We start from the raw sequence: 15,397 nt of genomic DNA on the forward strand, positions 1-15,397 counted from the left end.
AAGATAGCGTCCAAGTCTGATAAACAACTCCTATGAAAGAATCGATTGGAGAATCGGCGTTTGAAACTGTATTTATGAAAGAATCGAGCGGTGATAATGCCTCGGATTGTCTTGAATCGGGGTTATCGGTCCTTCTCGTCGACGATCAACCGTTCGTCGGCGAGGTGATCCGCCGCGCGCTGCGCAGCGAACATGACATCGACCTGCACGTGTGCACCGACGCGCACCGGGCGATGGCGGTCGCGCGCGACGTGAAGCCGACGGTCATCCTGCAGGATCTCGTGATGCCGGAGATCGACGGCCTCGATCTGGTCCGCGCGTGGCGCGCGGACGCCGGCACCGCTCGCGTGCCGATCATCGTGCTGTCCGCGAAGGAGGAGCCGATCGTCAAGCGCGAGGCGTTCATCGCCGGCGCGAACGACTATCTGGTGAAGCTCCCCGACGCGATGGAGCTGGCTGCCCGCATCCGCTATCACTCGAATTCTTACCTGATGTCCCGGCAGCGCGACGAGGCGCTCGATTTCCTGTCGCACGACATGCGTTCGCCGCAGACGTCGATCCTCGCGCTGCTCGACGTCTACCGGACCGAGCACGGCGAGATGCCGGCGATCATGGAGCGCATTGCCGGCCATGCGCGGCGCGCGCTCGCGCTGGCCGACGGCTTCATCCACCTGACCCGCGCGCAGTCCGAGCGCCGCGCGCACGAGGTCGTGAGTCTCAACGAGATCGTGCTCGACGCCGTCGACCAGCTGTGGGAGAAGGCGGCCGGGCTCGGCAGCCGGGTCGCCGCGCACGTGCCCGATACCGAATGCGTGACGATGGGCGACCGCATGATGCTGACGCGCGCGGTCGCGAACCTGATCGACAACGGGCTGAAGTACGGCCCGGCCGGCACGGACGTGCACTGCACGCTGGGCAGCGAGGACGGCGCCTGGCTGATCGGTGTCGAGGACACCGGCGCGGGAATCGCGCCGGCGCAGCGCACGGCCGCGACCGAGTCGTTCGTGCAGCTCGAATCCGCGCATGGCGCGGCGCGCGGCGGCTTCGGCCTCGGGCTCGCGTTCGTCCGCGCGACGGCGGCGCGGCATCGCGGCCAGATCCTGATGCGCAATACGGCGCGCGGCTTCATGGTCGCGCTTCGGCTGCCGGCGCAAGCGGAGCGGTGATGTCGCGGCGCGGCCTGCCGGCGCCGCGCTGCCCGAGAGACCCTGATGCGCTCGTGGCGCGCCGTCCGGCGCGCCGGCGGGCGTGGATTTTTTCAACGCAGATTTTATAAAGCCCATAACGAACATGGCCACCGTGACGCCCCGCGCGACCAATGAAAGCCTGCATCCGACGATCGGCGCTGCCCGGCTGACGCTCGGCAATCGCATCCTGCTCAGCTTCGGCGTGCTGTTCGTGCTGATGCTGGTGACAGCCGGCGTCTCTTACGAGCGACTGCGCGCGATCAACAGCGAAGCCGTCAGCATCGAGCGCGACTCGCTGCCGGGCGTCTACCTTGCGTCGTCGCTGCGCGGTTCGGTCAACGAATCGTTCATGCTGCTGCAGCAGGCGACGTTCGTCGAAACCGATCCCGACAGCGTGCATCGCGATCTCGCGAAGATCGCCGATGCGCTGAAGGAAGTCGAGGCGTTGTCGGTCGACTATCAGAGTACGACGTTCCGCGACGACGACCGGCAGCGCTTCGCGGCGTTCCGCGGCGCGTTCGACCACTACGTGCCGCTGCTGAACGACGCCGTGCAGAAGAGCCGCGTGTCCCGCGAGGAGGCCGTCGCCGCGTACGCGAAAGTGCTGCCCGCGTGGACCGAGGTCGTGCGCAACGCGAACGTGCTGGTGCAGGAAAACCGCAAGTTCGCCGAGCAGTCCGCGAAGCTGATCCGCGAATCCGTGCAGGACACGGAAGTCGTGCTCGTCGGCGCGCTGACGATCATGCTGCTGTCCGCGCTCGGACTCGGCTACCTCCTGTACCGGTCGGTCACCGTCCCGATGGCGCGGCTCGTCGAGGTGCACGACGTGATGCGCACCGGCAACCTGACGCGCCGCCTCGACCTGCGCCGCCGCGACGAATTCGGCACGCTGGAGACGGGCTTCAACCGGATGGCCGACGAGCTGACCGAGCTCGTCGCCCGCGCGCAGCAATCGTCGCTGCAGGTGACGACGTCGGTGGCCGAGATCGCGGCGACGTCGCGCGAGCAGCAGGCGACCGCGAACGAAACCGCGGCCACGACGACCGAGATCGGCGCGACCTCGCGCGAGATCTTCGCGACGTCGCGCGACCTGCTGCGCACGATGAACGAGGTGGCCGGCGTGGCCGAGCAGTCGGCGACGCTCGCGGGCGTGAGCCAGAGCGGGCTCACGCGGATGGGCGAGACGATGCGCAGCGTGATGGACGCGGCCGGTTCGGTGAATGCGAAGCTCGCGATCCTCAACGAGAAGGCGCTGAACATCAACCAGGTGGTCGCGACGATCACCAAGGTGGCCGACCAGACCAACCTGCTGTCGCTGAACGCGGCGATCGAGGCCGAGAAGGCCGGCGAATACGGCCGCGGCTTCGCGGTCGTCGCGACCGAGATCCGCCGCCTCGCCGACCAGACGGCGGTGGCGACCTACGACATCGAGCAGACGGTCAAGGAAATCCAGTCGGCGGTGTCGGCGGGCGTGATGGGGATGGACAAGTTCTCCGAGGAAGTGCGCCGCGGGATGCTCGACGTGCAGCAGGTCGGCGGGCAACTGTCGCAGATCATCGCCGAGGTGCAGACGCTCGCGCCGCGCTTCCAGATGGTCAACGAAGGGATGCAGACGCAGGCGAACGGCGCCGAGCAGATCACGCAGGCGCTGTCGCAGCTGTCGGAGGCCGCGCAGCAGACGGCCGAGTCGCTGCGCCAGTCGTCGCAGGCGATCGACGACCTGACGCTCGTCGCGAACCAGTTGCGCACCAGCGTGTCGCGCTTCAAGGTCGACGCGTGACGCGCGCCGACCCGCAGAACGGCGCCCACGCGCTGTTCCTGATGTTCGAGCTCGATGGCGGGCGCTATGCGCTCGACGCAGCCGGCATCGACGAGGTGCTGCCGCTCGCGGTCACGAAGGCCGTGCCCGGCGCACCCGAATGGATCGCCGGGCTGCTGATGCGCGGCGGCCAGCCGGTGCCGGTGATCGACGTGCCGATGCTGGCGCTCGGGCGCCGCGCCCATGCGCTGCGCTCGACGCGGCTCGTGATGGTCCGCTACCGCGCGGACGAAGCGGGCGGCGAGCGCACGATCGGGCTGATCGTCGAGCGTGCGACGCAGACGACGCGGATCGACCGCGCGGCGTTCCGCTCGAGCGGCATCTCGACCGCACGCACGCGCTGGCTCGGGCCCGTCGCGAATACGCCCGATGGTGTCGTGCAGCAGGTATCGGTATCCGACCTGGTCGACGACGTCGCGCGCCTGTATCTGTTCGATGGCCTGCCGGGCCACGGGGGAGAGTCCGCATGAAAGAGTCCGAATCGCGATTTCGCGGCTGGCTGCTGCGCGAGACCGGCATCGACCCCGATTCGCTCGGCAACGATTTCCTGATCCGCGCGCTGACGGAACGCGTGCACGCGCTGCAGGCGGACGGCGAGCGCCTGCCGTCGGCGGCGCGGCCGCCCGTCACGCAGGACGCGCTCGACGCCTACTGGCAGCAGCTCAACGCATCGGCCGACGAGCGGCGTGCGCTGATCGAGCTGTTCGTCGTGCCCGAAACCTGGTTCTTCCGCGACCGGGAGGCCTTCGCGACGCTCGCGCGGCTCGCGACGGAGCGGCTCGCCGCGCTGCCCGGCCGGGTGATCCGCGTGCTGAGCGCGCCGTGCTCGACGGGCGAGGAGCCGTATTCGGCGGCGATGGCGCTGCTCGACGCGGGGCTCGACCCGGCCAGCTTCACGATCGACGCGATCGACCTCAGCACGCGCGCGATCGAGCAGGCGCGGCTCGGCTGCTACGGGCGCAATGCGTTCCGCGGCACCGCGACGGAGTTTCGCGCGCGGCATTTCACGCCGACCCGCGACGGCTGGCTGCTCGACGAGCGCGTGCGCGCGTGCGTGCAGTTCAGTCAGTCGAACCTCGTCGAACCGGCCGTGGATACCGGCATTCGCTACGATTTCGTGTTCTGCCGCAACGTGCTGATCTACTTCGATCGCGACGCGCAGGATCGCGTGATCCGCTCGCTCGACGCGCGTCTGGCCGACGACGGCATGCTGTTCGTCGGGCCGGCGGAAACGGGCGTCGCGATGCGGCACGGGATGCGCTCGGCGCGCGTGCCGCTGGCGTTCGCGTTTCATCGCGAGCCCGCCGCGGCGGCGGGCGATGTATTCGCGGCCCGGCCGGCGGCGCCGCTGGCAGCGGCCGCGCCGTATCGGCGCGCGGAGCGCTTCACGGTCGCGCCGCTCGCGGCGACGCGCTCGGTGCTGGCGGTCGCGCCGCCGGCGTGGCTCGGCGACACGCGTCAGCCGTTCGCGGCGCCGCCGCCCGCCATGCACGCGGCCGCGTTCGACGCACGGGGCGACCAGCCGGTGACGGCGGCCGAACCGGCCGCGTCGCTCGCCCCGGTTGCGGAGCGCGCCGCGCCGACGCTGGAAGACGCGCAGGCGCTGGCGAATGCCGGCGCGTTCGACGAGGCCGAGCGCGTGCTCGCGCAATTCTCGGCGCGCGTCGGGCCGCATGCCGATGCGTTCTACCTGAACGGGCTGATCGCGGACGCGCGCGGTCGCGCCGCGGAAGCCGGCGACTTCTACCGGAAGGCGCTGTACCTGCGGCCCACGCACCACGAGGCGCTGACCCATCTCGCGACGCTGCTCGACGTCGGCGGCGATCGTGCGGGCGCGCAATGGCTGCTCGAGCGCGCACGGCGCTCGGCCGGCTGACAAGAGATGGGTTGGGGACCGACACCGCGATGACCAGAGGAATCCATGAACCGCGCCGCCGCTGCCATTGACGAGACGACGATCGACGTCGACGATTGCTGGAACCGGATCGGCACGCGCGGCGACCGCTCGTGCGAGCGGCTGAACGACTGCCTGCGCTGCCTGAACTGCCCGGTGTACGCGTATCACGCGGCGAAGCTGCTCGAGCGCCCGCTCGACAGTGCCGAGATGGCCGACACCACGCGCCGGATGAGCGCACCCGGCGCGCCGCACATGCACGACGCCGATGCCGATACGCACCACGCGGCGCTGGCGTTCCGCGTGGCCGACGAATGGCTCGCGCTGCCGATCGGCGTGCTGCGCGAGATCGCCGGCACGCGCCCGATTCATTCGCTGCCGCATCGCCGCCATTCGGCCGTGCGCGGCGTGGTCAACATCCGCGGCACGCTGCGCATCGCGATCTCGATCGGCGCGCTGCTCGGCCTCGATGCCGGCAAGGGCGGCAACGGCGGTGACGACGGCCGCTTCACGCGGCTGCTGGTGGCGGCGCACCAGGGCGAGCCGGTCGTGTTTCCGGTCGACGAAGTCGAGGGTGTGCTGCGCTTCGGCGCCGCCGACTGGGTGCCCGTGCCGGCAACGGTCGGGCGCGCGAGCGCCGGCCTGTCGCGCGGCGTGCTGTCGTGGCGCGGCAAGTCGGTGGGCTTGCTCGACGACGATCGCCTGTTCGACGCAGTCACACGGAGCATGCGATGAGCGGCGATGACGACCTGAGCCACCTGTCGCTGCTCGAGCTGTATCGCGAGGAGACGCGCACGCAGACCCAGGCGCTGTCCGAGCGGCTGCTCGCACTCGAATCGGGCGAACCCGATTCCGTCGCGCTCGAGGCATGCATGCGCGCCGCGCATTCGCTGAAGGGCGCCGCGCGCATCGTCGGCGTGCCGCTCGGCGTCGATATCGCGGGGCGGATGGAAGAGTGCTTCGTCGCCGCGCAGGCCGGCACGATCGCGCTGACGGCCACGCACGTCGACGTGCTGCTGGCGGGCGTCGATCTGCTGGTGCGCGTCGGCGATCCGCAGGGGCAGCCCGTCACGCAGACGGAGATCGACGTGTTCGCGGCGGCGCTGACCGGCGCCGACGGCGCGCAGACGATGCAGGCGGCGGCCGCGGCCCCGCCGCCGCCGGTGCCGCCGTCGATCGTCCCGTTTCGGGAGCACGACGGCGCCGCGAACGAACCCGTCGGGGCCAGCGCCGCGGTGCCCCCGCTCGCCGTATCGGGCGGCGTGCCCGATCCGGCCCAGGCCGGCCGCGTGGCCGGCGCCGGCGCGATGCGCCGCGTGCGTGCGGATACGCTGAACCGGCTGCTGAGCCTGTCCGGCGAATCGCTGGTCGAATCGCGCTGGCTCAAGCCGTTCGCCGAATCGATGCTGCGCGTGAAGCGCGCCCAGCGCGACGCGGCCCGGTCGCTGGATTTGATGTACGAACAATTCGCCGACGATCTCGACGCGGGCATGCTCGCGTCGATGAACGAAGTGCGGCACATGCTCAACGACCTGCAGCGTTCGCTCGCCGAGCGCATGGACGAATTCGACCGCTTCGAGCGGCGCAGCACGCATATTGCCGAGCAACTGTACGACGAAGCGCTGCAGTGCCGGATGCGGCCGTTCGGCGATGCGACGCGCGCGTACCCGCGCATCGTCCGCGATCTCGCGCGCTCGCTCGGCAAGCAGGTGCGTTTCTCGATCGTCGGCGAGGGCACGCAGGTCGACCGCGACATCCTCGACCTGCTCGACGCGCCGCTCGGCCACCTGCTGCGCAACGCGATCGACCACGGTGTCGATTCGCCGGACGCACGGCGTGCGCGCGGCAAGCCGGCCGAGGCGAGCGTGACGCTGGAGGCGCGCCACAGCGCCGGCTCGCTGCTGGTCAGCGTGATCGACGACGGGCCCGGTGTCGACATGGACGCGCTGCGCGCGGCCGTCGTGCGCCAGCGCCTGACCGACGACGAGACGGCCGCGCGCCTGTCCGATCCGGAACTGCTCGAATTCCTGCTGCTGCCGGGCTTCTCGATGCGCGATGCGGTGACCGACGTGTCGGGCCGCGGCGTCGGGCTCGACGCGGTGCAGGAGATGGTGCGCGGCGTGCGCGGCGCGGTGCGGATCTTCAACGAACCGGGCGCGGGCATGCGCTTCGTGCTGCAGTTGCCGCTCACGCTGTCGGTGATCCGCAGCCTGCTCGTCGAAGTGGGCGGCGAGCCGTATGCGTTTCCGCTCGCGCACGTGCGCCGCACGCTCGAACTCGCGCACGACGATATCGACGTGCTCGAAGGGCAGCCGCATTTTCCGTTCGACGGCCGGCGCGCGGGCCTCGTCGCCGCGCACCAGTTGCTCGATGCGGGCGAGCCCGACGTCGCGCGCACGAGCACGGCGGTCGTGGTCGTCGGCGCGGAGCCCGAGTTGTACGGCGTCGCGGTCGACCGCTTCCTCGGCGAGCGGATGCTCGTCGTGCAGCCGCTCGACAGTCGCCTGCACAAGATCCAGAACATCGCGGCCGGCGCGCTGCTCGAGAACGGCGACCCGGTGCTGATCGTCGACGTCGAGGACCTGATCCGCTCGGTCGACAAGCTCGTGCGCGGCGGGCAGCTCGCGCGGCTCACGCGTGATCCGCAACTCGCGCTCGCCGACCGGCGCCGCCGTGTGCTCGTCGTCGACGATTCGCTGACGGTGCGCGAGCTCGAACGCAAGCTGCTCGAAAAGCGCGGCTACGACGTGACGGTCGCGGTCGACGGGATGGAAGGCTGGAACGCGGTGCGCAGCGACGGGTTCGATCTCGTCGTCACGGACGTCGACATGCCGCGCATGGACGGCATCGAGCTCGTCACGCTGATCAAGGGCGATCCGATGCTCAAGCGCGTGCCGGTGATGATCGTGTCGTACAAGGATCGCGACGAGGATCGCCGTCGCGGGCTCGATGCGGGCGCCGACTACTACCTCGCGAAGAGCAGCTTCCACGACGAAGCACTGCTCGATGCCGTGCACGACCTGATCGGGGATGCGCGCCGATGAACATCGGCATCGTCAACGACCTGCCGCTGGCCGTGGAGGCGCTGCGCCGCGTGATCGCGCTGCGCGCGGACCACCGCGTGCTGTGGGTCGCGACCGACGGCGACGAGGCGGTCGATTTCTGCGTTGCGCATCCGCCCGACGTGGTGCTGATGGATCTCGTGATGCCGAAGGTCGACGGCGTCGCCGCGACGCGCCGGATCATGGCGCGTGCGCCGTGCGCGATCCTGATCGTGACGGCGAGCGTCAGCGCGAACACGTCGTCGGTGTACGAGGCGATGGGTGCCGGTGCGCTCGATGCGGTCGACACGCCGACGCTCGCGCTCGGGCTGTCGACGGACGCGTCGCCGCAGGCGCTGCTCGCGAAGATCGACCAGATCGGCCGGCTGCTCGAAAGCCGCACCGCGGCGCTCGTGCCGCCGGGGCCGGCGCCCGAGCGCGGGCAGCCGACGCTCGTCGCGATCGGCGCGTCGGCGGGCGGCCCGACCGCGCTGACCGCGCTGCTGCGGGCGCTGCCGGGTGATTTTCCGGCGGCGATCGTGATCGTCCAGCACGTCGACCAGGCATTCGCGCTCGGGATGGCCGAGTGGCTCGACGGCTATACGCGACTGCCGGTGCGCGTCGCGCGGCAGGGCAGCGTGCCGCAGGCCGGCGAGGTGCTGCTCGCGGCGACCAACGATCACCTGACCCTGTCGCCGCGCGGCGTGCTCGGCTATACGCGGCATCCGGTCGAGACGCCGTACCGGCCGTCGATCGACGTGTTCTTCAACAGCGTCGCCGACGGCTGGCAGGGCGAGGCGTTCGGCGTGCTGCTGACGGGCATGGGGCGCGACGGCGCGCTCGGCCTGAAGGCGATGCGTGCGAAGGGCTGCTACACGATCGCGCAGGACGAGGCGACCAGCGCCGTCTACGGGATGCCGAAGGCGGCCGCGGCGATCGGCGCGGCGTCGGCGATCCTGCCGCTCGAGCGGATCGCGCCCCAACTGATCTCGCGCATCGCGCGCCCGCTGCGCGACTGACGGCGCCGAGGGGTGCGCGCGGTGCCGTGCCGTGGCCACGTTGCGGGCGGCGCGAGGCGTCGCGTACAATGGCGGCCAGCGGAGATGGCATGCCTCCCTGCGGTCGTATTCGGCGCGTTGTTGCGCACGGTGCGGCCCTCAACCGCCGGTTCGCCCGGCTGATGATGCCTGCGTGTTCCTGGGTCGTCAGGAGGTCGCAGGCCGTCCATGCGGGTTTCTGCCGCCCAGGTTTTGATGTTCCGTCGAATCTGGAAATCATGTTCTTCACGACTTCTGCCGATCTTCTCGCGACCGTGCGCTATGTGTGCCGCTGGCTCGCGCTCTCGGCCCTGCTCGGCACGCTGGCCGGCACGGCTTCCGCCCTGTTCCTGATCGCGCTCGACTGGGCGACCGGCACGCGCATCGCGCATCCGTGGCTGCTGTGGGGGCTGCCGGCCGCCGGTTTCGCGACCGGCTGGATCTACCATCGCTTCGGCCAGTCCGTCGCGCGCGGCAACAACCTGCTGATCGACGAGATTCACGACCCGAAGGCGCTGGTGCCGAAGCGGATGGCGCCGCTCGTGCTCGTCGCGACCGTCGTCACGCACCTGTTCGGCGGCTCGGCTGGGCGCGAGGGTACGGCCGTGCAGATGGGCGGCGCACTCGCCGATCGCGTCACGCAGGTGTTCTGTCTCGATCGCGAACATCGCCGCGTGCTGCTGATGGGCGGCATCGCGGCCGGTTTCGCCTCGGTGTTCGGCACGCCGCTCGCGGGCGCCGTGTTCGGGCTCGAGGTGCTCGCGATCGGGCGCGTGCGGTACGACGCGCTGCTGACCTGCGTGGCCTCCGCGATCGTCGCGGACGTCGTCTGTCGCGCGTGGGGCGTGCATCACACGGCCTATGCGATTCCGTTCGTGCCGGCCGTGTCGGCGACGGGGCTGGCGGTGACGGTCGTCGCGGGCATCGCGTTCGGCGTGGTCGGGCGGTTGTTCGCGTTTGCGACGCATGCGTTGACCGCGTGGTTCAGGCGAGCCGTCCGCTATGCGCCGCTGCAGCCAGTGCTCGGCGGCCTGCTGGTCGCCACGGCCGCCACCGCGCTGAACGTGCCGCAGTATCTCGGTCTCGGCATCCCGACGATCGAGGCCGCGTTTCATGGCCCGCTGCCGCTCTACGATTTCGCGGGCAAGTTCGCGTTCACCGTCGTCACGCTCGCGTCGGGGTTCAAGGGCGGCGAAGTGACGCCGCTGTTCTACATCGGCGCGACGCTCGGCAACGCGCTCGGCCAGGTGCTGGCATTGCCGGTGCCCGTGCTCGCGGGGCTCGGCTTCGTCGCGGTGTTCGCCGGCGCGGCCAATACGCCGATCGCGTCGACGATCATGGCGATCGAACTGTTCGGCGCGGATATCGGCGTGTACGCGATTGTCGCGTGTGTCGTCGCGTATCTGTTCTCGGGGCACGCGGGAATCTATCGCGCGCAGCGGGTGGCGGTAGGGAAGGGCGCGCAGGTGGAGGTTGAGTGAGCGGGAGAAAGCATGACCTCTGCTCATTTCCGTCAATCGTGCACCGATGCCATTGACCGAATTCCGAAAACCCACCAGGGAGCACCCAATGACGCTGGAAGACCTTCTGATCGAAGCGCGGCGCCTCGCCAGACCGTCCCGTCAATACCGCTTCGCGGAAGACGGCGAACCCGTCACCGGCTACTGGCATGGCGTCGAGGCGGGCGCGTTGTGCGTTTCCGTCGAGCGCGACGGCACATGGCTGAACGTGTATCTCGACGCGGACGGCGCATCAGGCCGCGTGGAAACCGCCGCGCAACCCGTTCGGTCCGAACGCTCGCTGTGCCGCTCCGACGCGATATCGCTCCCGCCGATCGAAGCGGTGTTCCGCTTTGGCTCTGCCGCGATCGACACCTATCTCGGCGCACACGGCTGGCAACGCGAATGGGGATTCAACAGCAACTTCAAGGGCATCGCGGCGCACGACTACGAGCGTGAGTGGATGGCGCAATGCCCGCTGTACACGGGCGGGGTGGTCGCCGTCGCGGGCGGGTGGAACATGCCCTGGCCCGACGACGACGAACTGGTCGACCTCGATCTCGTCCTCTGGACGTTCGAGGAATCGGAGCCGTGGATCGAGGTGTTTTCCGACGGCAGCCGGTACTCGGTGATCCAGCGGATCACCTAGCTTCCCGGCATCCGTTACTGCTTCGGCAGCTTCGCGACGTTCCGCGCGAGCAGTTCCTCGATATCGATGCCTTTTTCCGCCAGCAACGCGGTGACGACGCCGTTCAATTCTCCGAGCGTCTCCTTGACCGCTTCCCGGATCGTATCGACGACCACCTGCGTGCTGCGCTCGATCTCGATGTTGACCGTGTCGTTGACGCCCTTCGCATCGAAGGTCGTCGCGCGGCGCGTTTCGGGAATCAGCCAGACATCGAACCAGCCTTCGTCGCGGTTGACGTCGGACACCGTCAGGCTGCAGCCGTTGATCGCGATATAGCCCTTCGCGAACACATACCGCTTGAACGCCTCCGGCACGCCGATGCGCACCATCCGGTTGTGTTCGGACACCGCGATGTGCCGGATGGTCCCGGTGAAATCCACGTGGCCGGACAGCGGATGCCCGCCGATCTCCGCACCGTCCTTCGCGGCCCGCTCCACGTTGATGTGCGCGCCCGTCGTGAGATCGGCCAGCGTCGTGATTCGCAGGCTCGGCAGCATCACGTCGAAGTCGATCAACTCCGGCGAATGGATGGTCGTCACCGTCAGGCAGACGCCGTCGACCGAGACGCTGGCGCCGATCTCGATGTCGTCGGTAAAGCGCTCCGGGAATTCGATGCTGAAGGTTCTCAGTTCCCCGTGATCGGCGATGCGTTTGACGGTGGCAACGCCCTGGACAATTCCTGTAAACATGGTCGATCCCTAGTCGCAAATTTCCTGGTCGACATGATACGGGATACCGGAAAAGGGCACTCCTCGGCGCGCGGCGCCGGGGCGGCAGGTCTGACGCGCGGACGTAAAAAAGGCCGTGCACCTGGCACGGCCTCGATCCGGATCCGTTTATCGACGCGCGCCGGCGGCGATGACCGCGCCGCCGGCGCGCATTGCGACACGCTTGCGTCACACCTCGGCCGGCTCGCCGAGCGGCCCGGCATCGTCGTCCGCCGTGCGCCGCGGCGAATCGGCGAGCCCCTTCGCCAGCTCCAGCGCCTGCCGCTCGAACAGCCGGCGATAGATGCCGCCGTCGATCCGGATCAGCGCGTCGTGGCTGCCTTCCTCGATCACCTTGCCGCGATCGAGCACCAGCAGCCGGTCGAGCGCGCGCACGGTCGACAGCCGGTGCGCGACCACGAGCGTCGTGCGGCCGACCATCAGCCGCTCCATCGCCTGCTGGATCAGCAGCTCGCTTTCGCTGTCGAGGCTCGACGTGGCTTCGTCGAGGATCAGGATCGGCGCATCGGCGAGAAACGCGCGCGCGATCGCGACCCGCTGGCGTTCGCCGCCCGACAGCTTGATCCCGCGCTCGCCGACGAGCGTGTCATAGCCGTCCGGCAGCGTGGCGATGAAGTCGTGCGCGCTGGCGAGCCGCGCGGCGCGCTCGATGTCGGCCCGGCTCGCGTCGGGGCGCGCATACGCGATGTTCTCCGCGAGCGTGCGGTGAAACAGCACGGGCTCCTGCTGGACGATCGCGATCTGGCTGCGCAGCGAATCCTGCCTGACCTGCGCGATGTCCTGGCCGTCGATCGTGATGCGGCCGCCCGACACGTCGTACAGGCGCTGGATCAGCTTGATGAACGACGTCTTGCCCGACCCCGAGTGGCCGACGAGGCCCACGCGCTCGCCCGGCGCGATCCGCATCGAGAAATCGTTGTACAGCGGCACCGGATGGTTGTCGTAGCGGAACGTCACGTGCTCGAAGCGGATCTCGCCTTGCCCGATCCGGATCGCCGGCGCGCCGGGACGATCGTCGATGCCGAGCGGCTGGCGTTCGAGCGCGACGAGTTCCTCCATGTCGTTCACCGAGCGCTGCAGGTTGCGGATGTGCATGCCGACGTCGCGCAGGTAGCCCTGCAGCATGAAGAACATCGTCAGCGCGAACGCGATGTCGCCGACGCTCGCCTCGTCGTTCGCCCACAGCCGCAGCGCGACGCCGATCATCGCGGCCTGCATCGCGACGAGCATCGCGCCCTGCAACCCGCCGTTCAACGTGCCGCGCACCCAGGTGCGGCGCGTGCGCTGCCGCCACTTGCCGATCACGCGTGCGAGCCGCGCTTCCTCGCGCGTTTCCGCGCCGAACGCCTTGACGACCGCGTTGCAGCTTACGGCATCGGCGAGCGCGCCGCCCATGCGCGTGTCCCACAGGTTGCCGAGCCGCGCGGCGGGCGCGACGATGCCGAGCGACACGGCCACCGTCACCGTGATGTACAGCAGCGAACCCGCGCCGACGACGAGCCCCATCACGGGCCAATGCGTGCCGAGCAGCACGGTGGCGCCGACCAGCATCGTGACCGACGGCAGCAGCGCGATCAGCACGGTGTCGTTCAGCAGGTCGAGCGCCCAGATGCCGCGCGTGATCTTGCGCACGGTCGAGCCCGCGAAGCTGTTCGCGTGCCAGTCGGTCGAGAAGCGCTGCACGCGATGGAACGACGCGGCCGCGATCTCGCTCATCATCTTCAGCGTGAGCGTGATGATGTTCAGGTAGACGCCTTGCCGCAGCACCGTCGCGCCGAGCCCGAGCGCCGCGAGCGTGCCGAACGCGACGAGGGCCGCATGCCACGCGGCGGCGCGGTCGGTCAGGCCGGTCGACAGCGCGTCGACGAGGCGGCCCGCGAACAGCGGCGTGAGCACGTCGGCGAGCGCGGCGAGCAGCGCAAGGCTCGCGACCGTCGCGGTGCGCGCCGGCTGCTTGCGCCAGTAGCGGAAGGTAAAGCCGAAGACGGCCTGGAATGCCTGGCCGCCCAGATGGGAGGTTTTTCTGGTCATTTATCGTTGCCCGGCGCATCGCGCGACGGGACTTTCCGGTTCGGAGAACATCGAAAACGCAACAGCCGGGCCGCGCGAACATCGCGGGCGGAAAACGAAACGGGCTGTCGGGAAACGGCGCGGCTGACGGGTTAGCGAAAAACTCGGGAGCCGGCGCGGACGGCGGGCTGGATCAGCTGCGCCGTGGGACCACGTTCGGGAAGGTGGCTGACATTCGGAACATCTGCACCTCCCCTGAAGTGAACGGTTGAAAGGACGCCGAAAAGACGTGAAAAGATTCTATCAGCAGTGAAGGGCGCGCCGCAACGTCTGACGAATGCGGCGTTGCAGCGTCGATACGTTAGTATTCAGGGTATCGGCCCTTCTTTTGCGGCCTTTCCCCAGTGCGGCAGCGCAAGGGCCGGCACGCGCGTCGATTGCGCTTCGGCGTCTGCGGCGCACGCCGCCGCGGCCCTCGCAGATTCACCACGATACATTCCTGAGGAAACGATGAGCGACGTTCAGCAAGGCATCCTGACCCCGATCGATTCGGCGGCCCGATACCTCACTTTCACGATGTCGAATGACGGCAATGTGGCCGCGGCGCTGGCCGCGCTGCGCGAGATCGTCGACGGACGCGACACGGTGGTCGGGGTCGGGCATGCGCTGGCGGCGCACCTCGGGCACCCGGTGCCGGGGCTGACCGAATTCCCGGCGTTCGCGGTGAAGGACCGCACGCTGCCGGCGACGCCGGCCGACGTGTGGGTCTGGCTGCGTGGCGACGACCGCGGCGAGCTCGTGCTGCGCGCGCGGGCGATCGAACGCGCGCTGGCGCCGGCCTTCGCGTTGCAGGATGCGGTCGACGGTTTCCGCTATTCGAACGATCGCGACCTGTCCGGCTACGAGGACGGCACGGAGAACCCGGAAGGCGACGACGCGGTGGCCGCGGCGATCGTGACGGGGCAGGGCGCGGGGCTCGACGGGGCGAGCTTCGTCGCGGTCCAGCAATGGCTGCACGACTTCGACCAGATGGAGCGCATTCCGTCGGGCGACATGGACAACATCGTCGGGCGCCGCCGCTCGGACAACGAAGAACTCGACGACGCACCCGAGTTCGCGCACGTGAAGCGCACCGCGCAGGAAAGCTTCGAACCCGAGGCGTTCATGCTGCGCCGCTCGTCGCCGTGGTCGGACGCGCGTCGCGCGGGCCTCTACTTCGTCGCGTTCGGCTGCTCGTTCCGCGCGTTCGACGTGCAGATGCGCCGGATGAGCGGCGCGGAGGACGGGATCGTCGACGGCCTGTTCCGCTTCACGCGGCCGCTGACGGGCGCGTATTTCTGGTGCCCGCCGTTGAAGGACGGCAAGCTCGACCTGTCCGCGCTCGGGCTGTAAGCGCCTGACGGGTTCGACGAAACGGGGGGCCGCGCATCGTGCGCGGCCCCCCGTTTCTTGTTGCGCGGCGATCGTGTGCCGTGTGCTTTCGTGCGTGGCGTG

At 69.4% G+C, this 15,397-nt stretch carries 12 protein-coding genes and 1 riboswitch; of the genes, 10 read left to right on the forward strand and 2 right to left on the reverse strand.

All coding sequences use genetic code 11. From position 1 onward, the window contains the following. Positions 1–32: 32 nt before the first annotated feature. The 9 genes from QZM35_RS02460 (at position 33) to QZM35_RS02500 (ending at position 11,126) form a co-directional block, all read left to right on the forward strand. Positions 33–1,166, forward strand: a complete 1,134-nt coding sequence (locus QZM35_RS02460; RefSeq protein WP_089428075.1) for a hybrid sensor histidine kinase/response regulator — start codon at positions 33–35, stop codon at positions 1,164–1,166. A 124-nt stretch (positions 1,167–1,290) separates the two neighbouring features. Continuing rightward, positions 1,291–2,967, forward strand: a complete 1,677-nt coding sequence (locus QZM35_RS02465; RefSeq protein ID WP_089432329.1) for a methyl-accepting chemotaxis protein — start codon at positions 1,291–1,293, stop codon at positions 2,965–2,967. Beyond that, positions 2,964–3,476, forward strand: a complete 513-nt coding sequence (locus tag QZM35_RS02470) for a chemotaxis protein CheW (RefSeq protein WP_089428073.1) — start codon at positions 2,964–2,966, stop codon at positions 3,474–3,476. The genes QZM35_RS02465 and QZM35_RS02470 overlap by 4 nt, the downstream gene beginning before the upstream one ends. Further along, the gene (locus QZM35_RS02475; RefSeq protein WP_089428072.1) at positions 3,473–4,882 is read left to right on the forward strand and encodes a CheR family methyltransferase; all 1,410 of its coding nucleotides are present in this window, start codon (positions 3,473–3,475) and stop codon (positions 4,880–4,882) included. Before QZM35_RS02470 ends, QZM35_RS02475 begins: the two co-directional genes overlap by 4 nt. 45 nt (positions 4,883–4,927) lie before the next feature. Beyond that, the gene (locus tag QZM35_RS02480) at positions 4,928–5,635 is read left to right on the forward strand and encodes a chemotaxis protein CheW (protein WP_089428071.1); all 708 of its coding nucleotides are present in this window, start codon (positions 4,928–4,930) and stop codon (positions 5,633–5,635) included. Next, positions 5,632–7,944 (forward strand): hybrid sensor histidine kinase/response regulator, encoded by a 2,313-nt coding sequence (locus tag QZM35_RS02485; RefSeq protein WP_089428070.1) that lies wholly within the window; start codon positions 5,632–5,634, stop codon positions 7,942–7,944. The genes QZM35_RS02480 and QZM35_RS02485 overlap by 4 nt, the downstream gene beginning before the upstream one ends. Beyond that, positions 7,941–8,960, forward strand: a complete 1,020-nt coding sequence (locus QZM35_RS02490) for a chemotaxis response regulator protein-glutamate methylesterase (protein WP_089432332.1) — start codon at positions 7,941–7,943, stop codon at positions 8,958–8,960. The genes QZM35_RS02485 and QZM35_RS02490 overlap by 4 nt, the downstream gene beginning before the upstream one ends. A 71-nt stretch (positions 8,961–9,031) precedes the next feature. Further along, positions 9,032–9,138: riboswitch (Fluoride riboswitch) on the forward strand. Positions 9,139–9,217: 79 nt separating this feature from the next. Next, positions 9,218–10,459, forward strand: a complete 1,242-nt coding sequence (locus tag QZM35_RS02495; protein WP_301775345.1) for a voltage-gated chloride channel family protein — start codon at positions 9,218–9,220, stop codon at positions 10,457–10,459. Between the two features lie 88 nt (positions 10,460–10,547). Then, on the forward strand, positions 10,548–11,126 hold the full coding sequence (locus QZM35_RS02500) for a hypothetical protein (RefSeq protein WP_089428067.1): 579 nt from the start codon (positions 10,548–10,550) through the stop codon (positions 11,124–11,126). A 14-nt stretch (positions 11,127–11,140) separates the two neighbouring features. On the opposite strand, the gene QZM35_RS02505 is transcribed toward QZM35_RS02500, so the two are convergent. Together QZM35_RS02505 and QZM35_RS02510 are read right to left on the reverse strand one after the other, a co-directional pair. Next, positions 11,141–11,854 carry a riboflavin synthase subunit alpha gene (locus QZM35_RS02505; protein WP_089428066.1) on the reverse strand — a complete coding sequence of 238 codons (714 nt, stop codon included), beginning with the start codon at positions 11,852–11,854 and terminating at the stop codon, positions 11,141–11,143. A gap of 207 nt (positions 11,855–12,061) precedes the next feature. Then, a complete protein-coding gene (locus tag QZM35_RS02510) occupies positions 12,062–13,924 on the reverse strand; it encodes an ABC transporter ATP-binding protein (RefSeq protein ID WP_089428065.1) in 1,863 nt (620 codons plus the stop codon). Positions 13,925–14,413: 489 nt separating this feature from the next. On the opposite strand from QZM35_RS02510, the gene QZM35_RS02515 reads away from it, so the two are divergent. Next, positions 14,414–15,295 carry a Dyp-type peroxidase gene (locus tag QZM35_RS02515; protein WP_089428064.1) on the forward strand — a complete coding sequence of 294 codons (882 nt, stop codon included), beginning with the start codon at positions 14,414–14,416 and terminating at the stop codon, positions 15,293–15,295. Positions 15,296–15,397: the final 102 nt, after the last annotated feature.

This window comes from Burkholderia sp. AU45274, assembly GCF_030482505.1.
Taxonomy (GTDB): domain Bacteria; phylum Pseudomonadota; class Gammaproteobacteria; order Burkholderiales; family Burkholderiaceae; genus Burkholderia.

Excerpts from the sequence above, each read along its gene's own strand:
- QZM35_RS02460 (WP_089428075.1), top strand. The coding sequence starts at position 33 with ATGAAAGAATCGATTGGAGAATCGGCGTTTGAAACTGTATTTATGAAA.
- QZM35_RS02465 (WP_089432329.1), top strand. The coding sequence starts at position 1,291 with ATGGCCACCGTGACGCCCCGCGCGACCAATGAAAGCCTGCATCCGACG.
- QZM35_RS02475 (WP_089428072.1), top strand. The coding sequence starts at position 3,473 with ATGAAAGAGTCCGAATCGCGATTTCGCGGCTGGCTGCTGCGCGAGACC.
- QZM35_RS02480 (WP_089428071.1), top strand. The coding sequence starts at position 4,928 with ATGAACCGCGCCGCCGCTGCCATTGACGAGACGACGATCGACGTCGAC.
- QZM35_RS02485 (WP_089428070.1), top strand. The coding sequence starts at position 5,632 with ATGAGCGGCGATGACGACCTGAGCCACCTGTCGCTGCTCGAGCTGTAT.
- QZM35_RS02490 (WP_089432332.1), top strand. The coding sequence starts at position 7,941 with ATGAACATCGGCATCGTCAACGACCTGCCGCTGGCCGTGGAGGCGCTG.
- QZM35_RS02495 (WP_301775345.1), top strand. The coding sequence starts at position 9,218 with ATGTTCTTCACGACTTCTGCCGATCTTCTCGCGACCGTGCGCTATGTG.
- QZM35_RS02500 (WP_089428067.1), top strand. The coding sequence starts at position 10,548 with ATGACGCTGGAAGACCTTCTGATCGAAGCGCGGCGCCTCGCCAGACCG.
- QZM35_RS02505 (WP_089428066.1), bottom strand. The coding sequence starts at position 11,854 with ATGTTTACAGGAATTGTCCAGGGCGTTGCCACCGTCAAACGCATCGCC.
- QZM35_RS02510 (WP_089428065.1), bottom strand. The coding sequence starts at position 13,924 with ATGACCAGAAAAACCTCCCATCTGGGCGGCCAGGCATTCCAGGCCGTC.
- QZM35_RS02515 (WP_089428064.1), top strand. The coding sequence starts at position 14,414 with ATGAGCGACGTTCAGCAAGGCATCCTGACCCCGATCGATTCGGCGGCC.